This window comes from Blautia sp. MCC269, assembly GCF_018785655.1.
Lineage (GTDB): Bacteria > Bacillota > Clostridia > Lachnospirales > Lachnospiraceae > Blautia_A.
Genome location: NZ_WQQE01000039.1, coordinates 190,876 through 209,678, shown reverse-complemented (window position 1 = coordinate 209,678; position 18,803 = coordinate 190,876). Strand labels below are relative to the sequence as shown.

General features: G+C 40.3%; 28 protein-coding genes, 1 tRNA gene and 1 pseudogene. All 30 read right to left on the bottom strand.

Annotated features, from left to right (window positions below; genetic code table 11):
- Positions 1-7: 7 nt before the first annotated feature.
- The gene (locus GPK88_RS13935; RefSeq protein WP_215707938.1) at positions 8-313 is read right to left on the bottom strand and encodes a hypothetical protein; all 306 of its coding nucleotides are present in this window, start codon (positions 311-313) and stop codon (positions 8-10) included.
- A complete protein-coding gene (locus tag GPK88_RS13930) occupies positions 285-623 on the bottom strand; it encodes a DUF7253 family protein (RefSeq protein ID WP_215707937.1) in 339 nt (112 codons plus the stop codon). Before GPK88_RS13930 ends, GPK88_RS13935 begins: the two co-directional genes overlap by 29 nt.
- Before the next feature lie 21 nt (positions 624-644).
- Complete coding sequence (locus tag GPK88_RS13925; RefSeq protein ID WP_215707936.1) at positions 645-938, bottom strand: hypothetical protein; 294 nt, start codon at positions 936-938, stop codon at positions 645-647.
- Positions 939-961: 23 nt separating this feature from the next.
- Positions 962-2,779, bottom strand: coding sequence for an HK97 family phage prohead protease (locus tag GPK88_RS13920; RefSeq protein WP_215707935.1), 1,818 nt, complete (start codon positions 2,777-2,779; stop codon positions 962-964).
- Positions 2,772-4,022 carry a phage portal protein gene (locus GPK88_RS13915; protein WP_215707934.1) on the bottom strand — a complete coding sequence of 417 codons (1,251 nt, stop codon included), beginning with the start codon at positions 4,020-4,022 and terminating at the stop codon, positions 2,772-2,774. Before GPK88_RS13915 ends, GPK88_RS13920 begins: the two co-directional genes overlap by 8 nt.
- 52 nt (positions 4,023-4,074) lie before the next feature.
- Positions 4,075-4,242, bottom strand: a complete 168-nt coding sequence (locus GPK88_RS13910) for a crAss001_48 related protein (protein ID WP_215707933.1) — start codon at positions 4,240-4,242, stop codon at positions 4,075-4,077.
- Between the two features lie 10 nt (positions 4,243-4,252).
- Complete coding sequence (locus GPK88_RS13905) at positions 4,253-6,016, bottom strand: terminase TerL endonuclease subunit (protein ID WP_215707932.1); 1,764 nt, start codon at positions 6,014-6,016, stop codon at positions 4,253-4,255.
- A gap of 12 nt (positions 6,017-6,028) precedes the next feature.
- Positions 6,029-6,490 carry a DUF7211 domain-containing protein gene (locus tag GPK88_RS13900; RefSeq protein WP_215707931.1) on the bottom strand — a complete coding sequence of 154 codons (462 nt, stop codon included), beginning with the start codon at positions 6,488-6,490 and terminating at the stop codon, positions 6,029-6,031.
- 18 nt (positions 6,491-6,508) lie between these two features.
- Positions 6,509-6,871: a phage head-tail connector protein gene (locus GPK88_RS13895; protein ID WP_252197776.1), complete on the bottom strand. Its 363-nt coding sequence runs from the start codon at positions 6,869-6,871 to the stop codon at positions 6,509-6,511.
- Positions 6,859-7,275, bottom strand: coding sequence for a hypothetical protein (locus GPK88_RS13890; RefSeq protein WP_215707930.1), 417 nt, complete (start codon positions 7,273-7,275; stop codon positions 6,859-6,861). The genes GPK88_RS13895 and GPK88_RS13890 overlap by 13 nt, the downstream gene beginning before the upstream one ends.
- Entirely contained in the window at positions 7,265-7,582 is a 318-nt protein-coding gene (locus GPK88_RS13885; protein WP_215707929.1) for a hypothetical protein, read from the bottom strand. Before GPK88_RS13885 ends, GPK88_RS13890 begins: the two co-directional genes overlap by 11 nt.
- A gap of 308 nt (positions 7,583-7,890) precedes the next feature.
- Entirely contained in the window at positions 7,891-8,163 is a 273-nt protein-coding gene (locus tag GPK88_RS13880; protein ID WP_173775891.1) for a hypothetical protein, read from the bottom strand.
- A gap of 4 nt (positions 8,164-8,167) precedes the next feature.
- A complete protein-coding gene (locus GPK88_RS13875) occupies positions 8,168-11,077 on the bottom strand; it encodes a helix-turn-helix domain-containing protein (protein WP_252197775.1) in 2,910 nt (969 codons plus the stop codon).
- 3 nt (positions 11,078-11,080) lie between these two features.
- Complete coding sequence (locus GPK88_RS13870) at positions 11,081-11,650, bottom strand: DUF2800 domain-containing protein (protein WP_215707928.1); 570 nt, start codon at positions 11,648-11,650, stop codon at positions 11,081-11,083.
- Positions 11,622-11,912, bottom strand: coding sequence for a hypothetical protein (locus GPK88_RS13865; RefSeq protein ID WP_215707927.1), 291 nt, complete (start codon positions 11,910-11,912; stop codon positions 11,622-11,624). Before GPK88_RS13865 ends, GPK88_RS13870 begins: the two co-directional genes overlap by 29 nt.
- Positions 11,913-11,936: 24 nt before the next feature.
- Positions 11,937-12,009: transfer RNA gene (locus GPK88_RS13860), tRNA-Met, on the bottom strand.
- Between the two features lie 103 nt (positions 12,010-12,112).
- Positions 12,113-12,493, bottom strand: a complete 381-nt coding sequence (locus GPK88_RS13855) for a hypothetical protein (RefSeq protein ID WP_215707926.1) — start codon at positions 12,491-12,493, stop codon at positions 12,113-12,115.
- Between the two features lie 58 nt (positions 12,494-12,551).
- The gene (locus GPK88_RS13850) at positions 12,552-12,986 is read right to left on the bottom strand and encodes a helix-turn-helix domain-containing protein (RefSeq protein ID WP_215707925.1); all 435 of its coding nucleotides are present in this window, start codon (positions 12,984-12,986) and stop codon (positions 12,552-12,554) included.
- Positions 12,987-12,996: 10 nt separating this feature from the next.
- Positions 12,997-13,227 carry a helix-turn-helix domain-containing protein gene (locus tag GPK88_RS13845; protein ID WP_021976500.1) on the bottom strand — a complete coding sequence of 77 codons (231 nt, stop codon included), beginning with the start codon at positions 13,225-13,227 and terminating at the stop codon, positions 12,997-12,999.
- A 316-nt stretch (positions 13,228-13,543) separates the two neighbouring features.
- Positions 13,544-13,726, bottom strand: a complete 183-nt coding sequence (locus GPK88_RS13840) for a hypothetical protein (protein ID WP_215707924.1) — start codon at positions 13,724-13,726, stop codon at positions 13,544-13,546.
- A 4-nt stretch (positions 13,727-13,730) separates the two neighbouring features.
- The gene (locus GPK88_RS13835; RefSeq protein WP_215707923.1) at positions 13,731-13,976 is read right to left on the bottom strand and encodes a hypothetical protein; all 246 of its coding nucleotides are present in this window, start codon (positions 13,974-13,976) and stop codon (positions 13,731-13,733) included.
- Entirely contained in the window at positions 13,966-14,364 is a 399-nt protein-coding gene (locus tag GPK88_RS13830; RefSeq protein ID WP_173775884.1) for a hypothetical protein, read from the bottom strand. The genes GPK88_RS13835 and GPK88_RS13830 overlap by 11 nt, the downstream gene beginning before the upstream one ends.
- Complete coding sequence (locus GPK88_RS13825) at positions 14,357-15,022, bottom strand: DUF5688 family protein (protein ID WP_215707922.1); 666 nt, start codon at positions 15,020-15,022, stop codon at positions 14,357-14,359. The genes GPK88_RS13830 and GPK88_RS13825 overlap by 8 nt, the downstream gene beginning before the upstream one ends.
- Positions 15,023-15,239: 217 nt before the next feature.
- Positions 15,240-15,458, bottom strand: a complete 219-nt coding sequence (locus GPK88_RS13820) for a hypothetical protein (RefSeq protein ID WP_215707921.1) — start codon at positions 15,456-15,458, stop codon at positions 15,240-15,242.
- Between the two features lie 62 nt (positions 15,459-15,520).
- On the bottom strand, positions 15,521-15,745 hold the full coding sequence (locus GPK88_RS13815; protein WP_215707920.1) for a hypothetical protein: 225 nt from the start codon (positions 15,743-15,745) through the stop codon (positions 15,521-15,523).
- 14 nt (positions 15,746-15,759) lie between these two features.
- Positions 15,760-16,395 (bottom strand): DUF5052 family protein, encoded by a 636-nt coding sequence (locus GPK88_RS13810; RefSeq protein WP_215707919.1) that lies wholly within the window; start codon positions 16,393-16,395, stop codon positions 15,760-15,762.
- A 381-nt stretch (positions 16,396-16,776) separates the two neighbouring features.
- Positions 16,777-17,172 carry a hypothetical protein gene (locus GPK88_RS13805; protein WP_215707918.1) on the bottom strand — a complete coding sequence of 132 codons (396 nt, stop codon included), beginning with the start codon at positions 17,170-17,172 and terminating at the stop codon, positions 16,777-16,779.
- 218 nt (positions 17,173-17,390) lie between these two features.
- Positions 17,391-18,134, bottom strand: a pseudogene (locus GPK88_RS13800) (hypothetical protein); the annotation flags it as partial.
- Complete coding sequence (locus GPK88_RS13795) at positions 18,131-18,379, bottom strand: hypothetical protein (RefSeq protein WP_215707917.1); 249 nt, start codon at positions 18,377-18,379, stop codon at positions 18,131-18,133. The gene GPK88_RS13795 and the pseudogene GPK88_RS13800, both read right to left, overlap by 4 nt.
- Positions 18,376-18,708, bottom strand: coding sequence for a hypothetical protein (locus GPK88_RS13790; RefSeq protein ID WP_215707916.1), 333 nt, complete (start codon positions 18,706-18,708; stop codon positions 18,376-18,378). Before GPK88_RS13790 ends, GPK88_RS13795 begins: the two co-directional genes overlap by 4 nt.
- Between the last annotated feature and the right edge of the window lie 95 nt (positions 18,709-18,803).

Genomic DNA, 18,803 nt, shown 5'->3' with positions numbered 1-18,803 from the left:
ATCCTCCTTAAAAATATAATGACAATACATCGTGATAGAGATTTTCAGATTTATATGACGTATCATAAGCACAATATGGAAGCATCAATAACATAGAAATAACTGGATTATCAGGTTTCTTATCTATCACTACCACGCTGTATTTGTTTGTAAATAAGTACCCAGTGTTATTAGCACTGACTTTTTTAATACTGCTTCTGGAATACACTATTGCAGGGTATTCCATTTTGACTGATTCAGGTGGTTGGAAGTAAACATGCCTGCAACCAAGCAGTTCTTCCAATTTACTCTGCAGCTCCAGGCGAGTTCCCATTCCAAACACCTCCTATAGACAAAATCATCCTGGGATATTGGAGTTCCACATCGGACACCTTCCACTTCGATCCCAGGATTTCGACATACGCTATGTAAGAATGGTTTTCCAAAGCAAATGGATCAGCTAAAATACTCAGAACGTTCGCAAGGTTAAGATTGTCATTAATCTCTCCAGAACTCTGACGTTTCCAACGGTTACTGGTCATATCACCGTAATATTCATGCTCTTCAACAGGACTATCCCATACTCCCGGTTCGACTTCCTGTGTGGGAAGAACAAAACCTATCTTACCGAACCATTTACTCATTACCATTCACCTCTTGGTCATTTATTTGTCAGATTTAACTGTTGCCAGTTTTGCTGTTGTAGCTGTGCTGGAATCTGTTGTTACGTATGTTACAGTTGCAACATTCCCAGAAACAGCGCAGCTGATTGGCTTATATAATGTTCCTGCAACATCAATCATGAGTCCTTTGATATACGCATCCTGCAGATCGGCACAAGTTACTTTGTTCTTACAAGCAGAATCGTAATATGCATAAGCATCGTTTGCTTTTCCATAAACTTTTCTCACTGCGACATTTACGTCATCAGAGACTGGACGGATTTTTTCGATCGTCATAACCTTTTATCCTCCTTATATAATTAGGCTACCGGCTCCTCAAGAGCGATAGCGGAATACGGCTGTGTAAGTGCACCGGAGAGTCTTGTCTCAAGCATGTATTTGTAACGGTTGAAGTCCATGTCGAAATCTTCAAACTTGGTAACTTCGCCACCTTTGGTGGAACCGAACTGATAGTCTGCCAGATTTACAAACAGGCCGAGCAGTTTTCTCTTTCCACTGGAAGATGTTCGCTCAAGTCCCTCAAACTGCTCAACGGTCTGGATAGATGCAACATTAAGTGCTGCAGCAAGATCGGCTTTGGAATCGTAGATACGACGACCATTGAGATCTCTGGCCAGAAGCATCACGTTAAGCAGATGCGGTGTGCAATACAGATCCGGTGTACCTGTGCCTTTGAATTTCTCTCTGGAATACAGTGCCGCCTCGATCATGGCTTCCGCTTTGATATAGTTCTCGCTGAAGTTTGCACCAGTATTTGTACCCTGCAGTTTTGTTTTGGCTGCTTCGAAATCAACATCCTGATGGACGCAATACAGATCATCATCGTGCCAGATAGAGCGAATATGATCCTCATGAATTTTGTCTGGATCGCCGTCTTCACGCCCATCTCCAACAAGTGCTGCCATGGCAAGTTCTTCATTCAGAACATGCCTCATCATCTTCCACTGGTAAGCAACTACATCGAAATCTGTGATATCTACGACATCATCCCTGTGCATCTGATCTTTGATGTACACAGTCTGCGGATCTGTTGTACGGCTGAGAAGTTTAATCTTAGCCATATCTTCTTTGTAATTGCCTTTCTTCTGATAACCTTTGGCTCTCAGTTCAGCAATACGGGCATCCGCCTGACGAGTACGAATTCTGCTGTACGGAGATTTATGGATTTTAGACATTACAGAATCAATCCATGTCTGATCTCTTTCGAGAGTATCCGGCTCACCTTTTTTCAGCAGCTCATATTCTGGAAACAGAGCTTCCACTTCATCGTCAAATACGCCATGTGCCAGTGTTCCAGCGTTTTCTTCTGCGAAAATCTCCATGGCCTGTTTAAGGCTTCCAACATTGCTCTGTTTTGCCATAGCGATGATCTTCTGTTCATCAGAATGGCTGAGTACAGTGCTCTGTTTTGTATCTTCTTTGTCAAATACGTTATGCTTCACTACTTTTCCTCCTTCTTCATCATCGGAGCCATCTTCTTCTCCGTTTTCTTCGAGAGCCATACCGATAACCGCTGCTACGGCATCTGTCTGCTCTTCGTTAAGGGTATTAAGGATGTCCTGGATTCTTTTATCTCCAGATTTACTTTCTTCCGGCTTTGTTTCCTCGTTTTTGGTCTCTTCCGCCACTTTCGAATCTCCTTTCGTTTCTTCTACATCGGCAGAATGATAGAGCATAATGTTCTCGTCCCAAGATGTTTCAAGCTCTTCTCCGCCGTCTGCGCTGTGCGCCATAATAAAATCCACGTAAGCACCGGGATTAGCCCCAGCCAGTACAAGACTGAGCTCCCTGATGTTTCCGTGGATTACATCTTTACCGATATGTTTTAACTGATTTGCCCAAATGGACAGCGATCGTACATCGCCATTCTGGACAAGCTTCTTCGCGGTCTGTCCCTGCTCGGTATCGTTGAACACTCCGTAGGCATATACGCCATCTTCACGATTTTCAAGAACAGCATGTCCAAGTACCGCATTTGGATCGTTGTGTTCATGATTCCAAACAAGCGGAACTTCGCATCCATCGTTTTCTTTAAACGCATCTTTTCGAATCGTGCGGCCGTCTCCACAAAGCAAATCGTTTCTGGTGGCATAACCGCTGAAATCGCATTTAACCATTTTGACTGTATCCTCCTTCTTTGTTTACTTCGGTAGCATTAGAAGTCTGAGATAAGTCCTGCTTAGCTTGACTGATGTTGCTATTAACTAACTCATCTGCCTTCGGATCTTTTGATGGCTGCATACCAACAATCTGACGGATCTCATTGGAGGTCATGATTTCGTTACGTGTAAACTTATCAGCAATTTCCGCGATATCATTGACTGGAACCAGTCGGAATGGATCTCTGAAATAGACAATAGACTGTAACTGCGACCGAGCGGTCTTTGTGAGAAATTTTCGTTTTAATTCATCAACAATTGCTGAAATTATTGGTTCAACTGTGCGATTCATATAATTCAGCATTGTTTTTTCATCAGCTGTACCATCAAGTATAGACTGTGTAATACCAAGCTGGCTGTAAACCATATTGGTAAGGTATTCAATCTGGTTTAACAGATTATTTTCCAATGATCGATTTAACTGGGTGATTTTTTCTGTTCCATCTGTGTATGCAATGCCATACTGAGAACCGGCTAATTGATCCACAATATCTTTTCGCCTTTGTTCAGCCTGAGTGCGCCTTGCTTCAGTCTTTATTACATACGGAAGCTGTATAATCAAATCTAATTTTCCGGACGCCGTTTGTTCATCTGTCACATCCAGCAAACTGAGTTTTCTTATAAGACGCTGCATGGTTGAGTTATACTCATTGACTACGACATATAGTGGATTTTCAATAATAGCCACCTGATTTTTAGGAAGCAGAATCTCTTCTTTATCACCAGTTTGATCATTGTATAAGCGGACTCTCACCATATCTGGATACCATTCTGTGATTTTTCCTGTCCGCATAGAATCAATCTGGTATGAATTTGAGTTTTTGGGATCAATAGTGGTTTCGATTGGAACCAAAGCTACACATCCCTCATCGAGCATGGATAGCACTACATCCTGAATAAATGCCCTACCGGTCTGATCTTTATTGGCTTCTAAATTCAGACAATTGTTCAATCCGGAATCAATATCCTCCACGTAACGACCGTTTTTATCCAATCGGCAATGCTTGATGCTAACCGCACATACGTCAAGAGCTATTCGATTGAATATGGAAGTTACTATTGATTTTTCATTTCCTCGACTAAGCCGTGGTCTATCCGGACGTGAAGAATATCCCGGACCGGTAATTATACGCCGTGTTGGATCACGACTGGTAAATGCATTCCAAGCATGAGCAAGCCTGGTACGTAAATTAAATGGCATAAAATCTCCTTCTTAGTTAGTTTAAACTAACCTATAGATAAAAATTTTTATTTTACAGATCAACACCTTCGACTTCAGCTCGGGTTTCTAAGCACCGAATGTATTCCCGCATATAGCGTTCCTGCTCCATAAGAAGCTGTTTGGTACAAGTGGGTTTAAAGTCGAGAGTTCCAGGTCGACTTCTGACTTCCGGGAATTTTCCCTCTGTTATTTCGTTCATATTTCCTCCCTTATTCAAAAGCTTCTCTGTTTAATTTGAAAGCGACAAAAGCATCCATCATAGCCGCGACAGCATCGATCTTCGCTTCATGTCGTCGTTTCAACAATTTACGGTTTCCATTTGTATCTTCTATTGCTATGCAGTTACCCATAGTAAAGGACATAAGAGCCTCATCGAAAATAAGCATTCTTTCTTCAGATAACTTCTTCAGCTCACCAAGCGGGACTGATTCCGTCTTAGCTCCCTGGATGACTTTTTCAATCCCAAACGGTCCATTCTCTCGTTCCCATCTCTCCACGAAGTCTCTGGCGTTATATGGATCATATCCCAAACAACGAACGTCGTATTCTGCTTCGGCTATGAAATTGTCAAGATCCTCGTATACTTGCATCATGTCAAGAATATTTCCGGGCATAACGATGAGACTGCCCTCTTTCATAAATTCGTTGTATTTGATTCGCATTGCTGTGGGAAGTTTGCTCAGAGTGAGCTCGGATATGTAATTTCGGGTTTTTATTCCGAAAGCACCATTCGATAATGGGAATAAAAATGTGAAAGAGCAGAAATCGTCTCCCTGGGATAAATCCGCGCCCATGGAACAAGACATCTGCCAATACTCTCTCTTCCTGTGAGGGAGAGTTTCTTCGTATGTGAAATAATACGTGTATCCCTCCATTGGGATACCAAATCGTTTGGCAAGAATGTCGTTCCGTACAGCCGGATTGTTTTCAGCTCGTTCCACATCCAGCTGATATGTCTCATAACTAACGGTCTTTCCGAGATTCGGATTTGCCTTAATCCACTTATCAGGATCATTTACTTCATCTATGGAGTCCAGTTTATACCACCAAATGGAAGTATGAGGAGCGTTGTACTCGCCTTTGAGTATCTTCATTAACTCCATTTTGATTGTATCACCAGATCCATTCCGGACGGTTCCCTCTGAGCTGATGGCTACTATCAGATAATCGTCATTCGAGCCACCACTCTGCTCTTTTGCGGCACCCTGTTCCAATGCACCGATGACGTCCTCTCGTATATCACCGGAAAGCCATTCATCAACGGTTGCAATTTTAACACGCAATCCCTGCAGTTTGTCAATGGACATGGGTCTGACTTCTAAAAGCGATCCAGTAAGAAAATTCTGAATTCCTTTTTTCGTTGAAGCCAGTTTAACACGATTCGCTTTAGAACCAGTCGTGTTCTGGATTGAACCTTCGGTAAGGAACTTGTATAATGGTCCCCTTGCTCTGGTAATGGCAGTTCGAATCGGCGACATAACCTCTTCAGCCTGTGGCATAGTTGGGGCTGTTGTAACCTGATGCGTTGTTGCAGTATTAACATTCAATTCATAATTCTGCAAGCAGGATGCATACATAGATTTTGCAGCACCCCTGGCTACAATCAGATATTGCTTGGTAATTAACCTCTTCTTAATCCGCCTTATCTCGTAATGACCACCACTACCAGTTTCTGACGGAACAAAAATACTTCGTTCGATAAAGTAGTACCATCCAAAAATCTGTTCGGCCCACAGCTTGAAAGAGTCAAGAAGGTATAGATCGCTACCATCTGTTAAAGTAAGCTCATTCTCACAATAATGAATAAACCCTTCAACTGCCTGATTATCATACCAGTATCGTGGGTTATCAATGAGCTTATCAATTCGATTCATTTCAAGGGATACTTCTTCACAAACTGGAATTTCTCTCCGAATTACGGCATCTCGAAACATGCCATAATACTTCGGTACGGCGGTGTTCGATAATGCCATTTCTTGTTACTCCTATTTTTTCTTATTGTTAGTGTATACTTTCAAATCACCATTCAAACCGAAATTACGGTTAGCTGCATCAGTGAGCTTTGATTTCACTACTTGCTTGGCCACGTCTGTCGCAGCCGGAGCAACTACATCTTTTGCTACTTTATCCATAAAAGCTTTACCACGAGAAATTTTCTTCGGACTTAGACTCCTGAGCTCCTGTTCCAGTTTGATTCTGTTGATTTTGGTACGTATTTCATCATCAGACATTTCGCTTATACTTTTCTGCTTAGATTTCGAATTCGATGCTCTTTTTGCAGAATTTTTTCTTAACTGTTTCCCAGTGAGTTCCGTATACTGATCTTTCATCTTTTTAACTTTTTTCAGCCCAGCTCTATTAAGGCTTCCATCTTTATTCTGATAGCGCCGGACTCCCCATTTCTGGCCTTTCACGCCATGGTGAGCTAAAAATTCGGTATCGCCCATATATTCACCCCCCTCTATTTATTTTTCCGCTTCTGCATTCAATCGCCACTCAAATTCGTTGATCATCCGATTCATGCTATCGGCTACAACTGAAGTTGTCGGTGGATCAAACAGCATCTTTACTTTCATACCGATATAGGACTTCGTTGCTTCGAGGTTTTTATCGGATGAGAGAAAATCGCTCCAGACAGATGTTTTATCTGAAATAACGAAACCAGCCGTAGGACCTACTCCAAGCTGATTTAATACCATAAGCACCGAATTAATGTGCATAATAAGCTGTGGATCGAATGCTGTGTAATCTTCCTGGATGCCCAATTGTGCTTTAATTGATGTCAGAATGCTTTCATTCATCAGACTACCTCTCTTTACTTCTTCCATGGACAAGTGTCATTTATACTCCGTTCTACAGGGTCACCCCATAATATAGAATCATCTCCGTAATGGATTGCGTCATGAGTTCTTTTAACAGTACAAATCAGATATTCTGGATTCAGAAGTAGATCACTTCTCTGGAGAATATCCTCTTTTGTAATTGGATTCATGTGATGAACAAGAATTTTGTCATAAATCTCCCGTCCCGGAATTCCCAAGTCACAACCGCCATCCCGGAAAATCACTTTGTCTCTCACAGACAGCCATTCTGGCGATTTATAAAAAATCTGATTCAGATATCTGTCAAACCCGAATGTCTCCTGCCCAACTATACCGCCGATACGAAGATACTTATACCGTTCCTCAAAAGTCGGAAATGTGATTAATTCGGAATATGTTTTAATACTCATCCGGATCACCTGCTCCGCTATAATCACGCATGGCTCGAAGAACTTCTTCATACATGACTTTTGTTTCAGCACTCTCTTCCAAGGCTTTCGTTTTCGCCCTTAGAAGCTTATTCTCTTCTTCAAGCTTCTCCCGTTCAAGTCGTTCTCTCTCTGATCCCAACTTCAAAAAATGGGTTATAACCTGAGAAGAAGCCGTCCCCTCTAACATCTGTCTTTCTGCACAATCCATAGCCAGAGATATCATCTGATTCTCTTTTGCCTCCGGCGTAAGCATTGGACGCCGTTCAGTTTTGGTCACCTTTGGCATCGTTTACGCCTCCTTGAAAGTATTTATTGCTGACTATCCACCAGATTTAACTAAGATTAAGCTGTCTTTAGAGGAATTTATAGAGTCTATCTTTAGAAGGAGCTAATTCGAAAAGAGTACAAATCTTGAAAGGAGAAATACACACAGAGTAAACGTTTTTTTTTTGTGGCCCTATAAATCCCTCTAAGGACAGCTTAAAATATAAATTGTTCCTGAAAAAAACTCCCCCGGAGAATTTTCGAAGACCGGCGCGATGCAGGGAGGGGGTGCTTTTTTAGCGACCCTCCCCCCTATGCTTTGACGTCGGATTATACCGGGGCAGCGCCTAAATCCAGCGCAACTTTTGAATTTCGCGGAACTTTTTTGTAAATATTCAAGAAATCAAATGATATCAACTCATCGATAGCACGATTATGTTCATCATTGATCTCTTTTTCTGTCATGTCGTCAGAATAATTGGAAATACGATCCAGTTTTCCGCAAGTGTTGTAACCTTTTTCAGTATCGAACAAGTACCAAAGAGTGAACTGTTCGAATGGATCGTAAGGATTATCAAATGTTGTTAATCTGAAATCATCCATTTAACTAATTCACTCCTTTCAAATACTTGGAAACGGTTGACGTTGAAATACCAAGTTTCTCAGCAATCTGCTGAATCGTATATGATGCTGACATTGCTTTGATTCTGTTTATCTTTGCCTGATTGAGAACTTTTGTTTCTTTTGGCATTGCTCTTTGTCTTAATGAATCCGGATCACAATTGTTAAGAACACGTTTGAGTATGGATTCACTGACTGCACCTGCCTGTATAGCTTCCCATTCCTTATCAGTGATAACAATGTTTCGATCTCTCCTTGAGATAGACCCAACTTCTTCTCTTGCTTTAGTAAGAGCCTGCTGACTTGCTTTCTTGACATCCTTAGGTTTAAGTTTAACACCTGCTTTTTCAGCGGCTTTCTGTTTTCTCTGTACAGTAGCATTAGCCATACGCTGAGCAGCTCGTTCACGAGGTGTATTTGATTCGGCGATTGTCAATTTTCTTATAAGACTATCGTACTCCTCCTGATACCTCCGCTTAGCCTCCTTATCATAGGCTATCTTACCTGCTTTACTGGACTCAACTCTTGCTTTGTTAGCCATTGCTTTCATACTATTGGCGTAATCAGCATACACAAGTTCCATTGGATGTCTATACTTAGATACCAATGTCATAGCGTCATCGGTCTCAGACATACGGTTACTCTTATCGGTACGCTTCTTGGTTACCTCCGTTACCTCACCGGTCTTCTTATTAACTTTCTTAACAGTATAGGTAGCATCATCAGCTCTCTTATAAATAAGAGCACCTTCAGGCCTGCTTGGATCATACCATTCTTTACCCGGAAGGTTTGGTTTGGGTGTTCCCTGTCTCTTATCGACAGTAACCTCTCCTTTGGCTCTGGATATAAGTGTAGAAGCACCGCCATATTTGATTTTACCGTTCTCATCAACTTTGATCTGATACTTCTGCTTTAATGCCTGAATGTTATTATCTTTTTCGCTCTGCTTGTAATCAAGATGGTGTTTCTCAGCATCAATAACAACCATACTATGTCGTACAGCACGGGCCAGTTCGTCATCAGTAGCTCCGATAATAGTCATATCGGTTATCAGATTAGAGATTTTACCCATCTCCGTATCAGTTTTTCTCATAAGCTGATACTCTCTGCCGTCTCGATACCAGTGCTCCTTACCATCAGAACCAATTTTCTTCTCACCCTGGTAATTCATCTTAGGATCAAAGCCCTCAAGTCCTTCAAGGGGTGGACGACTAGCAATCTTGACTTTTCCAGCTCTATCATGAGTCGGAATGCACATTACTGTATCACCGTCAAAGTCAGCGCCTGATAATCGCTCGGCAACTTTACTGTTAATGCCAATCGCATCGATAGAATCTTTACCAATCATCTTGATGGCTTCTTTGTTTTTGTTATTAACCGTACAGATTGGAATCTCAAAGGTTCCACCATGAGGATATCTAACCAAGGCAAGTTTACTTCCATCCGGATAACCAGGTGCGTACACTTCTTTCTCACTCAGTGAGGTTACCGGAAGAATAACGTGGTATTTCTGACCTGGTAATGCTGCTGCTTTAAGATGTACGGCTGCTGAATCACAGCTACTCGCAAACTTATCAAGATAATATTTCTTCACAGTTGGATTGGTTAGTGCCATAATAGCTTCATACTCTGCCTGTCTATCCGCTCTGGCAATACCAAGCTGTTTTTCAGCCATAGCTTTCGACTGCTTTGATAAGAACTGCGATGGTAAAGCATCTTTCCATTCTGTCCAATCGCCTTCATCGGATCGCTTATTAATAAGGCCGAGCTTCTTCTTACCATTTTTGTCGGTATACCAATACTGCCCGCCTTGATCGGCATCTTTAATAAGAGAGCCGAAAGGGTTGTCCGGATCTGGCTTTACATCTTTAAGAACTTCCAGTTTTGGAACGCTCTTAGATTTATTGGTGTTAAATATAACATCGACGCCTGGCGGAAAATCTTTATCATCTTTGTAGACAGCCATGCCTTTGATATATTTCTTTCCATCAACCATGATACGGACCTGAGAATATTTGGATTCGCCAAGTGACAGATCTGGTACATTTCTTCTGAGTTCTACAGTTCCATCCCTGTCGATTCCTCCATCTTCTTTGTAGCGAATCATAAGTCGCTTAGAATCTAAGCTTTCAGGATATGTGAATTTCTTTTCATAGGTCTTTCCGTCATCTCTGGAAATATAATCGGTAACCGTCTTGACCTTATCGTAATCGTAGATTGCGCTATGTGGCGTTCCTGGTTTGCAAAGAACTCTCTGAGTAGTCATCTGACCTTTGTTTGTGACCTGTGAGAATCGACCTCCATACACTTCATAGTCGCCTTCAGCCTGTAATATAAATAATGCCTGATCCAGTTTTTCTTTTGTGATTTTCAAATCGTTGTTTACGCCGGCACCGACATCAACCATGCCTTTTTTATCAACCTGTTCTTTCAGGAATTTGGCAGTATCTCTGGCCTGCTTCATTCTTGACTCAGAATTCGGATCAAGAAGTGATCGAACTGATGATTCGTTGATTCCCATTTTTCGACCAATCTCAGAGTTATTCATTCCTTCCTTGTCCCTGAGACGTTTGGCTGTGGCAACCATATCTGATCTACGCTCATCTTTTGCGATCGCATACACTGTTCGGAAATCAGTAGAGTTGTAACCAAGAGATTTTGCGATTGCGTTATCGCCAGTCCATTTCTTACCATTTTCATCAGTATATGTAAAACCAGATTTTCGCATCTGCTCCACACGACCTAAGAAGTCGCGTGAACTTTGATATGGATCTTGCCCCGATCCCCAAGGATATCTCCCCGAACGGCGAGGCATACCATAATGAGCCAGATATTCCTCATCTGTCATAGAGGCTGACCCTAAATATGATTCGATTTCTTCTGCTATCGGATTCATCGGTTACGCCTCCTCTTCGTCATATTCTGCTAGAATTTTATCAAGATGTATGATCTGATCCATGATGTGGAGAATTCTATCAGCATCTGGCCTATGTACTAAGATCTCGTCTGTTTTATATACTCTGAGTTCTACACCATCCAAGTCGCCTGGCTTTACACGGTATTCCAAGCAGAATAAAGCAGCATATATCTCAAGCTGTTCGATATGTTCCTCAATGTTTCCTGATATTCCTGTTTTCAAATCATGGATTCTCAAGAAATTATTCCGAAAAGATATAGCGTCTGCGGTACCGAAAAAATGCTCCGAATAAAATAAGACAACCTCTGTGTTCATCCTGAATCCAATAGCATCATTTACATATGCGTACAAAGTTTTCTTAGATCGAGGCTGTCTAATTCCTAAATCGATCGTAGTTTTTGCCCAAGCATGAAGTTTCGTTCCCATTACAGCGTTTTGTTTGTTACGGTACACCTTTAAGATCTTGTCGTCGTCATATCGAAGCCATGCGCTTGAGCTGGCACTAAACGGGGCATGTAGACCTTCAAGCTTTGAATGATTCACGAAGTTCATCTAAAACATCCTCCTTATTTTCTGGGTAGATAAATCGTGAAAATGACATGGCGTTCATTTTTGCAACATAGTAATCCTGATTCGGACGATGTGATGCCGTAGCACTTTTCTTAACTTCCAGAGTCGCCCACTTGTCTTTGTATAAAACAAGAAGATCGGGGATGCCCTGAATATCGCTCGAATCCAGTTTGGTTACGATGCAACCAGGAAATATAGCTCTAAGCTCTTTTTTCAAATCTGCCTGAAACTTATTTTCTTTCATGAACTCTTTCTCCTTTCATAGAGATGGACCCTCTGGGACTTGAACCCAGGACTACCGGCTTATGAGACCAGCGTTCTACCGACTGAACTAAAGGTCCATAAAAATAAAAAGATAATACATTGACCGATTTTGGCCGATATATTATCTTCTCTCTATAAAAGGGGATGTTATTTTCACGTGTGAGTTTTTCGACACAGTGGTTAAGTTATGCGTTTGAAATGATAACCTTTGTGTGACACTCGATTGTTTTGCTGTTTCAAAATATCTTTAATGGCCGTCGGACTGCCCCCGATGTCTTTAGCACATTTTTCTACGGACTCATACGTTTCTCCGGTTTCGATAATCTGTACTCCAATTCCTGGACGTCCTCGCTGATCCGTGCGGACTTCAGATTCTTCACCGGCTTTTGAAATATGGAACCCATGACAAGTACAATATCCTTTACTGCCATTCACAACTCTGCTGACGCAGGATGCATTGCCGCCAATCGCATCAGCACAAGCTTTGATAGAATTGAATTCTTCACCGGTTTCTAGTATCTTTACCGGAACGCCGTTTCGTTTGGTGTCAAATTCCCCCATAGAATCTCTCCTTTCTGCACCAAAAAAAGAGCACTTGTAAACCAAGCGCCCTCATGGGTTATCTGTACATATGCTCGATATAGATTAGGTCTTCAATCCTGCAGCCTAATGCTTTGGCAATCAGAAATAATCTGTCGAGAGTTGGAGAAGTCACTCCATTCACATAATTACTTATAGTCCCAACCGATATACCAGTTTCTTCAGACAGGTCATCATATGTGAAGCCTTTCCGCTGCATCATGGAATATAATCTTATATGTGCATCCATATGAAATTCTTTAAGACTCATATCATCCCAACTATTTGGAAGTCGCCTTCGTGTCTGACGGTAATTGTCATAAATATACTGCACCCCATTTTTCATGGTGATCAGAATATCATAACGACTCATCTGTTTGATATCGGCAATCTCATCAAAGTCCGGATTGAAGTAGTCCAAGAAATCCTGCCACAGATATTCATCGTCAATCCATTGTTTTCTTAATTCGCTCATTTCTGTCACCTCAATCGATAAGTTGAATAAATGGAGTTAATTCTTCAATGTTGCATCTCAAGGCATAGCTTAAATTCATAAGTGCCTTCAACGTAGGCATACGCTGACCTTTTAAATATTTACAGATTGACTCCCTACTCAAATGACTCCTTCGTGCCAACTCACTTTGATTCATATGTTCCGATCTCATAATATAGTCCAAGTTGCCTGCAAACGATTCAATAAGCTCCTGTTCAGTCATAGAATCTCCTTTCTTTATTGTACGTACAATAAATGGTGGTACTGTAGTACAATGTATATTAGCTATACGAAAAATTCAATTTTTTAAATAAATAAGATAGCTAATTAGATCGGTACTACAGTACCATGATGAAAATAGCCATTTTAGGCCATTTTTAGCCTATTTTGGGCTAATTTCGACTTTTTGTACGTACAATAATTCAATATGCTGATTTTTTGTACGTACAATAATTCGTTTCGACACAATGATCTGCATCAACTACTCCCGACTTTTTGTACGTACAATAATTCGTTTTTACTATTTTTTGTACGTACAATTAATCCCATTTCATAAGTTTTCGGTACTCCGATTTGATACCATCTCTCACGATTTCAGACACATTTTTTCCAGTCTGTTCGCAAATATATTTAAGTGTACTGGCATCTCCGATGGACAAACGTACGTTTAAACGATAATCTTTAGAGATTTCTTTCTTCGGTCTCCCTTTCTTTTTACTCATCCAACTACCTCCAAACCTTCCCGGTCCGTTTATCCTTAACTACTATCCTCTCCTCAACATGAAAATCTGCAGCGTCACAAATGGCAAATATAGCGGCGAGTAATTTATTGAGTCGTTCCTCCGAATCGTTTTCTCTACGTTTGTACCTATTTGCTTTGTCCACCGATGATACAGCATCAACGTTCATAATAGCTTGATATGCAGTAGGGTCCAGACATCCAGACCCATTCCGCTTTAAATCATTTTTCATTATTCTTTGAAATATCCTCCATATCTATCTGCGCTGGTTCCAACCGGATTCCCCCATATTCCCATAGATCTTCTTTGAGCTTATCCATATCCAATTCGCCGTCTTCCCAACGTCCGTAATATTCCAGAACTTTATCCACGAATCCCGGAAGTCGTTCACGATATGATTTAGGCCAATAGTGATCCATGAGTACTTCTAATGGCAGGGTGAGAACCAACGCTAGTACAGTATTAACAGTTTCTTCATAAACATCTTTCTTAGTCTCGGCAATCTTCACCCCGATTTTTTCCTGAACGATAGCGTCCAGCTGCGCCTGCGTCAGGTTGTAGGTTACAGTATGAGCTTTCTCCTGCTCTCGCTTCATACGTCTCATTTCTGCTCTATTCATTTTCTGCTCTCCTGAGAATTTCTCCGTCCATACTGCACCACTGAACCTTATCTGATAAAATATCCTTCAAATTTGCTTCTGTGAATAATTCCGAATTACATGTGGATACCAGTTCAGATAGTTCACCTGCTTCAAACCCCTCTTCCGGAATAATCATAACTTCATGAATGGACGACGGGAGAACGTAAAAGTTACCACCGACGATATCTCCGATCTTCTTCCGAATGCTCTTATGCAATATCATACTGGCTCCGTTCATCTGATTACCTTTAGTGAGTGTCAGCATCGGTAACTGACCGCTCTCCATACGCGCTTTTCTATTGAATAAGTTAATCGAGAATAATGGCTTATCAAAGAAAAGTGCCTCGATAAGATCCTCAGTGGTAAATAATACCGGTTCATAATTCAGATCACTTAACATGGCATCTTTATGTAATGTCTGAATATCAATCCCAAGCGCATCCATCAACTCCGGAGTAAACATCAGATTACCCAGTTTTTTTTCTGATTCATACAAGGTAGCCATATAAACCAGAGCGAAATCGCCAATATAAGTTACAACTTTTCCTTCCAATAAGTTACGAATGAAATCAGGATCATAAATACGAATCTGCAGTTTGTCTTTGAGATCTTCATAACTGTTAAAATTCAACATCATAGCTAATCCTCCTTATCGTTTTGTATGGATATAATTTTAGTTTACATAATAACAGCAGCTAAGATAATTAAAAGCAGACCCTTGATCTGATCTGCTTTATCGCTGGCTAATAAATATTCAAATACGCCGAGCACAACGCTGCTGATAGCTAAAATATGTAACATTAATGCGAATCCTTTCTTTATTGAAATAGTTTAAATAAAAGAAAGAGCCCTTGTTAGGACTCAGTCTTTTTATGAAAATCTTGTTTTCCAATCCATCCAATGAATTTTAGTTTTAAATTATCATCTTCTGATAATATTTTTATGGCTTCCGGTGCTGAAAAATCTGTTATTCTAAGAATGTTGAGCATTCTTCCTTTTCCAATCGTGAATGACAATTCAGCAATTCCATAGACAACACCTCCGATGATAATTTTCTTGACTATTTTATTCATAGTGCATTCCTCCTTAAAATAATTTTCTCATTATAGAAGAGGTTTTTAACGCGAAAAAATAATTACTTCTCCTTTTCCTTGTCCGATTTAAGAGTTATACAGATAAGACCCGAGGCCGTTGTTTCAATAAGCTGCACTTCTCTGTTTAATATCGCTGCATCGCTGAAATAGGCAAGCAGTCTATCAACACAGAATGACCCGATTGAATGATTAGGTGACTCGTAAAGATAAATTGTTTCGCTATTTTTCAAGATCGCAAGTATATCTACTAAAAGTATCTGTTTCATAATACTCTCCTTTTCTAATCTAACAATGCCGTATCAATAATCTGAAAATTAGCTCTGTGAATATAAAGAGCTCTACCATCAATCATCAATTTTGTCATTTTAGGCAAGTCTTTAGGAATCTTCCAAAATACCTCATCACCTGAATATGCTACGATAGGCTGTCCCAACTGAGATTTAATAACCACAACTCGTGACTTACCAAAATAATTCTTGTATTTATTCACGATACCTGCTACATATGTATTATCGGAAAGCTTACCAGTCGACTGACTGTAAATATCAGTTTGTACAAAGTCTACGTCAGGCTGCAGACCATCCTGCTCAAATATACATGTATCTCCACAACTCTGAATTTCTTTGCCATCAATATTGATCGTGATCACGGATGACATCTCGTATCCCGTAACAACTGATCCGTCGCTACTGTAAGAAGTCGTCTTAACCGGATTACCCTGAATATTGATTTTATCGCCAGTGGTGGTCATAACTTTTGAGCCATAGTTATCGTAAGTACGGATCGTGTAGCCATTACCTACGAGATTTCCTTTGATCTCATTAATAGTGTCGTCCAGCACCGCACAGCCTGTAACTCCGCCAATAAGGCAGAGACATAAAGTTACAAGTAAAATAAGTCTGAGTTTTTTCTTCATTTTTTAATTTTTCCTTTCTACTATTTTAATAATAAAAATTTAAGCCCCCAGATGATAACCAAACGCACACCTGAGGCAAACTGCAAAAATAATAAACGCCACACCCCAAATGAGATGTGACGCATTGCTGTATTTAATCCCGGAGGTTATCACGAATCTTAAAAAAAGATATCATATATCCCAAACACGATATTATGAAAAACGCTCCGAATAGCAAAGCAAACATTTTGATTCCTCCTCATCTACAAAGACTCAACATGCCGCATATAGCAGCTGTACAGAATATAACAACTTTACAGATATCTCGACCTTTTGCATACCACCATGCTGAGAACAGATCGATGAATATAAATACTGCTAACCAAAATTTTAATGAAAATATCATTTCGAATCCTCCTCTAAAATCTGTTTCTTAACGTCTTCAGTAAGTTCTTTAGCCATGAGATCATGAACAATTTTTCCAACACTAAAATTCATGGGATCATCTTCGGCAAGTCGGGACTGAATGTAGTCCTTGGCTGAGTCTATATTGGGACACTTTGATCTAATAATAGCTTCAGCAGTCTCCTCATCAATATCGTATGGTTCAAAATACTTTTTAAATTCGGACAGTTCCTTCTCCAAATCATTAATTCGATCTTCGATTACCCCAACATAATCTCTTATTTTTTCACCGTCTTTATCAGTTAAATATTCCATCGCCGTAGACCCAACCATCCATGATAAATCATACAGTTTCTCAAGAGCTTCTTTTACGGATACTTTGTCATCACTCATTGTTCTTTCTCCTTCAGACAATCATATCTCGGCTTGTTGATATAACGGTCTTTTGTAATATCATTTCCGGTTGTAACTTCAGCAAGACCGCCTTTGTTTAAACAGTCGTGGAAATGCTCGCAGTTATTGCAATATACATCGTCCTCTTTAATCCAAGGAAATGGCTGAGTGAAACGTTTTTCTTTAATCGACTGATCTGATCCGATGGAAAGTCCGGTAATCAACTCCGAATAAGGCAAACTCTCAATCCACTTACAAACCTCTCGCCACTCGTCCAGCTTATGATTCTTACGCTGTCTATAGATATTCGCCAGCACTTCGTAATTCAACATAACATTACGAGTCTGGTTATAACTGCTCGGAAGAAGCTGAATAAGCTGCCACCAGTCTTCCTTATTTTTATGATTTAAATAATCTTCCCTGGCAAAATTAAGAGATTTTATAACACCAAGTAACGCACCTGGATGATCAAAACCTAATTCGGCACACGATTCGTCTTCGAAACGTTTATTATCGTCTCTTCTCGTTGCCGCGCCTTTTGAAAATAAATGCTCTGTTGAAAAGTCGCCCCATTCAAATTCTTTCTCCGCAATCTTGTGCATTGTACTGCAAGAGTTCGCGACAGTACCAACTTTATAAGTATCAAACTCTTTCCACCAATACAACGGCGCCGTAATCCTCACATACACTGGCATCATTCTCATGTACTTCCGATGCTCAGTACCTGCATTGGATAAGCGCTGCATGAGGGAGTGGTCATTAGATCCAAGTTTTTCATCTTTTTCCAAAAATGAATCTTTATCACATAAATTCCTTTGACTATAATAACAATTCACGCATGATTCATCAGAAAAGCACGTATCACTCTTCTCCCAGCTATTCATCGGATTTCTCATACCCTGAATAATAAACTCCATTTGTTCTGGACTTGCCAGAACCACATTTTCTAAATTAATGCTCATTCACAATACCCTCCCAGCTCAATTTCTACTAGTTTATCTGCTTCAATCTCCAGAATGTCCACATCGACATCTGATAAATTCTCAACCCGAGTCCATTTATCATTTACGTTTTTCTCATATAACTCCTGTGTTACTAAATCTTTAGCCGCTTCAGCAGCATCTTTTTCAGTATAAACACCAAAGATTTTTTCGATATGGCCATAATCGTTATAATAAGTATTTCCGTGAACTACATATAAGATCATTTCTTTTCCTCCTCCGCAATTTCGTTTTTAAGCTCTTTCATCTTATCATCAAAGATTCCAACTATCACATCGCGACCCTCTCGATAACCTTTTCTGTATCCACGCATGTACTCATCATATAAAATCTTCTCGTTGACTGTAGTTTCGCAAATATCAACTCCGCGATCTTCCATCATTTTGACAAGCGCAACAGCTTTAGATAATGTCTCTTTGCTTACGGTTATCTGGTGATTATTTACAATCCACGACGATATTGTCTGAAATATAAATTCATCCCTTGTTTCAATCACTTTCGTAGATACCTCATTGATGAAATTCTCATACATCATTTATTCTTCCCTTCTCTCAGCATTTCGCATTTCGATTTCGCCAGTTTCTTCATTATAATTCGGGCACTCTTCGTCATCTAATCGGAGGCAAGGCG

Bases quoted from the DNA above. Each gene is read 5' to 3' on its own strand.
- GPK88_RS13915 (WP_215707934.1), bottom strand. From the start codon at position 4,022: ATGCCATTTAATTTACGTACCAGGCTTGCTCATGCTTGGAATGCATTT.
- GPK88_RS13920 (WP_215707935.1), bottom strand. From the start codon at position 2,779: ATGGTTAAATGCGATTTCAGCGGTTATGCCACCAGAAACGATTTGCTT.
- GPK88_RS13850 (WP_215707925.1), bottom strand. From the start codon at position 12,986: ATGAGCGAATTAAGAAAACAATGGATTGACGATGAATATCTGTGGCAG.
- GPK88_RS13855 (WP_215707926.1), bottom strand. From the start codon at position 12,493: ATGGGGGAATTTGACACCAAACGAAACGGCGTTCCGGTAAAGATACTA.
- GPK88_RS13930 (WP_215707937.1), bottom strand. From the start codon at position 623: ATGAGTAAATGGTTCGGTAAGATAGGTTTTGTTCTTCCCACACAGGAA.
- GPK88_RS13880 (WP_173775891.1), bottom strand. From the start codon at position 8,163: ATGGATGATTTCAGATTAACAACATTTGATAATCCTTACGATCCATTC.
- GPK88_RS13790 (WP_215707916.1), bottom strand. From the start codon at position 18,708: ATGATGTATGAGAATTTCATCAATGAGGTATCTACGAAAGTGATTGAA.
- GPK88_RS13875 (WP_252197775.1), bottom strand. From the start codon at position 11,077: ATGAATCCGATAGCAGAAGAAATCGAATCATATTTAGGGTCAGCCTCT.
- GPK88_RS13900 (WP_215707931.1), bottom strand. From the start codon at position 6,490: ATGGGCGATACCGAATTTTTAGCTCACCATGGCGTGAAAGGCCAGAAA.
- GPK88_RS13845 (WP_021976500.1), bottom strand. From the start codon at position 13,227: ATGACTGAACAGGAGCTTATTGAATCGTTTGCAGGCAACTTGGACTAT.
- GPK88_RS13925 (WP_215707936.1), bottom strand. From the start codon at position 938: ATGACGATCGAAAAAATCCGTCCAGTCTCTGATGACGTAAATGTCGCA.
- GPK88_RS13795 (WP_215707917.1), bottom strand. From the start codon at position 18,379: ATGATCTTATATGTAGTTCACGGAAATACTTATTATAACGATTATGGC.
- GPK88_RS13910 (WP_215707933.1), bottom strand. From the start codon at position 4,242: ATGAACGAAATAACAGAGGGAAAATTCCCGGAAGTCAGAAGTCGACCT.
- GPK88_RS13815 (WP_215707920.1), bottom strand. From the start codon at position 15,745: ATGAAACAGATACTTTTAGTAGATATACTTGCGATCTTGAAAAATAGC.
- GPK88_RS13835 (WP_215707923.1), bottom strand. From the start codon at position 13,976: ATGAAAAATGATTTAAAGCGGAATGGGTCTGGATGTCTGGACCCTACT.
- GPK88_RS13895 (WP_252197776.1), bottom strand. From the start codon at position 6,871: ATGGAAGAAGTAAAGAGAGGTAGTCTGATGAATGAAAGCATTCTGACA.
- GPK88_RS13820 (WP_215707921.1), bottom strand. From the start codon at position 15,458: ATGAATAAAATAGTCAAGAAAATTATCATCGGAGGTGTTGTCTATGGA.
- GPK88_RS13905 (WP_215707932.1), bottom strand. From the start codon at position 6,016: ATGGCATTATCGAACACCGCCGTACCGAAGTATTATGGCATGTTTCGA.
- GPK88_RS13810 (WP_215707919.1), bottom strand. From the start codon at position 16,395: ATGAAGAAAAAACTCAGACTTATTTTACTTGTAACTTTATGTCTCTGC.
- GPK88_RS13890 (WP_215707930.1), bottom strand. From the start codon at position 7,275: ATGAGTATTAAAACATATTCCGAATTAATCACATTTCCGACTTTTGAG.
- GPK88_RS13805 (WP_215707918.1), bottom strand. From the start codon at position 17,172: ATGAGTGATGACAAAGTATCCGTAAAAGAAGCTCTTGAGAAACTGTAT.
- GPK88_RS13935 (WP_215707938.1), bottom strand. From the start codon at position 313: ATGGGAACTCGCCTGGAGCTGCAGAGTAAATTGGAAGAACTGCTTGGT.
- GPK88_RS13865 (WP_215707927.1), bottom strand. From the start codon at position 11,912: ATGAAAGAAAATAAGTTTCAGGCAGATTTGAAAAAAGAGCTTAGAGCT.
- GPK88_RS13830 (WP_173775884.1), bottom strand. From the start codon at position 14,364: ATGAATAGAGCAGAAATGAGACGTATGAAGCGAGAGCAGGAGAAAGCT.
- GPK88_RS13885 (WP_215707929.1), bottom strand. From the start codon at position 7,582: ATGCCAAAGGTGACCAAAACTGAACGGCGTCCAATGCTTACGCCGGAG.
- GPK88_RS13840 (WP_215707924.1), bottom strand. From the start codon at position 13,726: ATGAGTAAAAAGAAAGGGAGACCGAAGAAAGAAATCTCTAAAGATTAT.
- GPK88_RS13870 (WP_215707928.1), bottom strand. From the start codon at position 11,650: ATGAACTTCGTGAATCATTCAAAGCTTGAAGGTCTACATGCCCCGTTT.
- GPK88_RS13825 (WP_215707922.1), bottom strand. From the start codon at position 15,022: ATGATGTTGAATTTTAACAGTTATGAAGATCTCAAAGACAAACTGCAG.